Here is a 4,277-nt window from a genome sequence, read left to right on the forward strand (position 1 = left end):
GGACCTTTCCGCACGCCCCTCGGTCCTTCGCTCCGCAGGGCCCGTCAGCCGGCCGCCGGGCCTTCGCCGTCCGCCGGACCGTCCAGCACGTCGGCCGCCTCGACCTCCTCGCGGGTGATCCCGAGCAGGTACAGCACGGTGTCCAGGAACGGCACGTTCACGGCGGTGTCGGCCGCCTGCCGCACCACCGGCTTGGCGTTGAACGCCACGCCCAGCCCGGCCGCGTTCAGCATGTCCAGGTCGTTGGCGCCGTCGCCGATCGCCACCGTCTGCTCCAGTGGCACCTTGGCCTGCTCGGCGAACCGGGTCAGCCAGCGCGCCTTGCCCGCCCGGTCGACGATCTCGCCGACCACCCGGCCGGTGAACTTCCCGTCCACCACCTCCAGGGTGTTCGCCGCCGCGAAGTCCAGGCCCAGCTGCTCCACCAGGTGGTCGGTGACCTGGGTGAACCCGCCGGACACCACCGCCACCTGGAAGCCCAGCCGCTGCAGCGTGCGGATCAGGGTGCGGGCGCCCGGGGTGAACCGGACCTCGGCGCGCACCTTCTCGGTCACCGAGGCGTCCAGCCCGGCCAGCAGCGCCACCCGGGCGTGCAGCGACTCGGCGAAGTCCAGCTCGCCGCGCATCGCCGCCGCCGTCACCTCGGCGACCTCCGCCTCGCAGCCCGCGTGGGCGGCGAACAGCTCGATCACCTCGTCCTGGATCAGCGTCGAGTCGACGTCCATGACGACCAGCCGCTTGGCCCGCCGCTCCAGCCCGGCCGCCACCACCGCGACGTCCACCCGCTGGGTGGCCGCCTCCAGCGCCAGCTCGGCGCGCAGCCGCTCGGTGGCCACGCCCGAGACGGCCAGCTCGACGGCGGTCACCGGGTACTTGGCGAGCCGGAAGACACGGTCGATGTTGCCGCCGGACTCGGTGATCCGGGAGGTGAGCGCGGCGACGGCGGAGGCGGTCAGCGGGTGGCCGAGGACGGTGACGTGTGAGCGGCCCTCGCGGCGCGGCCGGTTGTCGCCGATGCCGGAGAGGATCTCGGCCTGGAGCTTCTGCTCCTCGGCCCAGCGGTGCACGACGGCCCGCAGGCCGCCCTCGGCGCCGGGCGAGTCGGGGGCGGTGACCAGCGCGCACAGCGTTATCCGGCCACGGGTCACCACCTGCTCGATGTCGACGACCTCCAGGCCGTACCCGGCCAGGGTCGCGAAGAGCCCGGTGGTGATACCGGGACGGTCCTTGCCGAACACCTTGACGAGCAGGGTGCGCCCGTCCTCGGTCCGGGGCTGCGGGGCGGTGTGCGGCTCGGCGGCCAAGGGCGATGCGTTCATGGTGCCTCCCACGCTACCCGCAGCCCGGTGCGGCGACGGCACCCGTCCGGGTCGTGGACGGGCCCCGGGCCGGTCTCCCGACCGGTCTCCGGCGGACGGTCCGGCGGACGTTCCGACCGGCGTCCGGACCGCCCTCGCGACCGGCCCGCGGACGTGTGGCGGAGCCGGTCGTACAAGCGCGATCCGCGAATCGTCGCCGCCTGGTCACAGTCCGCGGGGGCGGCTTTCACCGGCGCCCGGCGGGCTGGAATGATTCCCCCGTCAGATTCACGATCATTTCGCCCCCACCTGACCGGGGCGCACCATCGGGGGAACCGAGAGAGCGGGGCAGACGAGCAGTGCCGCAACTCGTCATCGAGATCAACGGGCAGCAACGGGTCCTGGAACCCGGGCGGTCCTACACCATCGGTCGCAACCCGCAGTCGGACTTCCAGTTCGACGACGCGCGGGTCTCCTGGCAGCACGCCACCATCTCGTTCAACGGGGCGGGTTGGCAGCTGGACGACCACGGGAGCACCAACGGCACCTACACCGGCGGCGCCCGCACCCTGCAGGCGCAGCTGTTCCCGGGTGCCGTGGTCAACCTCGGCAACGCCGAGAACGGCCCCCGGCTCGCCTTCTCCGCGCCGGCCGCCCAGCCCGCCGCGCAGGCGCAGTCCTGGCACGAGGCGACCACCAGCCGCAGCCCCGTCCCGCAGCCGCACGCCGCCGCGCCGCAGCAGCAGTGGCAGGCCCCGGCGGCGCAGCAGCCCTACCCGCCGCAGGCGCAGGCCCAGCCGCCGCACCAGCAGCAGTGGCCGCAGCCGCACGCGCAGCAGCAGCCGCCGCAGCCGTTCCCGCAGCAGCAGGGCTTCCCGCAGCCGTCGCCCGCCGACCACGACGGCGGCCCGCAGCCGACGATCATCCGCAACCTGACCGCCGGCATGAAGACCATCCGGATCGGCCGCGCGCTCGACAACGACATCGTCGTCTCCGACCTCCAGGTCTCCCGCCACCACGCCGAGCTGCGCCAGCTGCCGGACGGCCGCTACGAGATCGTCGACCTCGGCAGCCACAACGGCATCTTCCTCAACGGCCAGCGCGTCGAGCGCCAGCTGATCGGTCCGCAGGACCGGCTGACCGTCGGCCACTCAAGCTTCGTGCTGGTCGGCGACCAGCTGCAGGAGTTCGTCGACACCGGCGCCGTCTCCTTCTCCGCCCGCCACCTGACCGTCGAGGTCGAGCACAAGGGCGGCAAGAAGATCCTGCTCAACGACGTCAGCTTCGGCGTCCCGGAGAAGTCCCTGGTCGCCGTCATCGGCCCGTCCGGCTCCGGCAAGTCGACCCTGCTGCGCGCCCTCACCGGCTACCGCCCGGCCGACCGCGGCGACGTCCTCTACGACGGCCGCAACCTCTACAAGCAGTTCGCCGAACTGCGCTCGCGGATCGGCCTGGTGCCGCAGTCGGAGATCCTGCACAAGGAGCTGACCGTCCGCACCGGCCTCAAGTACGCGGCCCGGCTGCGCTTCCCCGGCGACACCGAGCCGCGCGAGCGCGAGGCGCGGATCGACGAGGTGCTCTACGAGCTGCGCCTGGACAAGCGCGCCGACAACCGGATCACCGCGCTCTCCGGCGGCCAGCAGAAGCGCGTCTCGGTCGCCCTGGAGCTGCTCACCAAGCCCTCGCTGATCTTCCTGGACGAGCCCACCTCGGGCCTCGACCCGGGCATGGACCGCGAGGTCATGCAGATGCTGCGCGGCCTGGCCGACGACGGCCGCACCATCCTGGTCGTCACCCACTCGGTGGCCGAACTCGCGCTCTGCGACCGGCTGCTGGTGATGGCGCCGGGCGGTTCGGTGGCGTACTTCGGCCCGCCGGACGAGGCCCTGCACTTCTTCGGCTACGAGACCTGGGCGGACGTCTTCCAGGCCTTCGAGAACTACCCGGACCACGACTGGGCCGGCCGCTACCGGGGCTCGGTGCACCACCAGCAGTACTCGGCGGACGTGGAGTCCGGCGCCGTGCAGCCGGTGCAGTCCGCGCAGATCGGGCAGGAGGCGGTCCGTCCGCCGAAGCCGCAGAGCTGGGGCTCGCAGCTGTGGACGCTGATCCGCCGCTACGTCTCGGTGCTCGCCTCCGACCGGGGCTTCCTGGCACTGTCGATCCTGCTGCCGACGGTGCTCGGCGCGGTCAGCGTGCTGATCCCGAACGAGGCCGGCCTGGCCCGCAACCCCAAGACCCAGCTGGGTCTGAACAGCGGCGCCGCGACGATCATGCTGATCCTGGCGATCGGCGCCTGCTTCTCCGGGGCGGCCAACTCGGTCCGTGAGCTGATCAAGGAACGGGCGATCTACGAACGGGAACGGGCCACCGGGCTGTCCCGCTCGGCGTACATGATGTCCAAGATCATCGTGCTGGGCTTCTTCAGCGTGATCCAGGGCGCGATCATCTCCGCCGTCGGCTTCCTGCCGCGCAAGCTGCCCTCCGACGGCCTGGTGATCAAGAACCTGCCGATCCTGGAGATGAGCCTCGGCCTGATCCTGCTCAGCTTCGCCTCGATGATGTTCGGCCTGGCGATCTCCGCGCTGGTCAAGACCGCCGAGAAGACCATGCCGCTGCTGGTCATGTTCGCGATCATCCAGGTGGTCTTCACCGGCTGTCTCTTCCAGGTCTTCTCCAAGCCCGGCCTGGAGCAGTTCGCCTGGCTGATGCCGGCCCGCTGGGGCACCGGCATGGTCGCCACCACCCTGGACCTCTCGCACCTGCTCGGCCCCTGGAACAAGGACTTCCAGAACCCCGAGTACGACGCGATCTGGGGCCACAACGCCGGCCAGTTCTGGTTCGACGCCGGGATCCTGATCCTGATGTCGATCATCATCGGCGTCGTCGTGACCCGCCTCCAGCGCCGTCACGAGCCCGAGGTCATGCAGAAGGGCTGACCGCCCGCCGTCCCGCCCGCGGGGGCGGCCCGCCCCACCC

At 71.8% G+C, this 4,277-nt stretch carries 2 protein-coding genes; one reads left to right on the plus strand and one right to left on the minus strand.

What is annotated here, in order from left to right; all coding sequences use genetic code 11:
- Positions 1-44: 44 nt before the first annotated feature.
- Positions 45-1,319 (minus strand): phosphoserine phosphatase SerB, encoded by a 1,275-nt coding sequence (gene serB, locus ABD308_RS15485; protein WP_344333912.1) that lies wholly within the window; start codon positions 1,317-1,319, stop codon positions 45-47.
- Between the two features lie 338 nt (positions 1,320-1,657).
- Between serB and ABD308_RS15490 the strand changes: the two genes are divergently transcribed.
- Complete coding sequence (locus ABD308_RS15490) at positions 1,658-4,237, plus strand: FHA domain-containing protein (RefSeq protein WP_344333914.1); 2,580 nt, start codon at positions 1,658-1,660, stop codon at positions 4,235-4,237.
- The last annotated feature ends 40 nt before the right edge of the window (positions 4,238-4,277 follow it).

It is taken from the genome of Kitasatospora putterlickiae (assembly GCF_039527695.1).
Classification (GTDB): Bacteria; Actinomycetota; Actinomycetes; order Streptomycetales; family Streptomycetaceae; genus Kitasatospora; species Kitasatospora putterlickiae.

Bases quoted from the DNA above. Each gene is read 5' to 3' on its own strand.
- serB (WP_344333912.1), bottom strand. From the start codon at position 1,319: ATGAACGCATCGCCCTTGGCCGCCGAGCCGCACACCGCCCCGCAGCCC.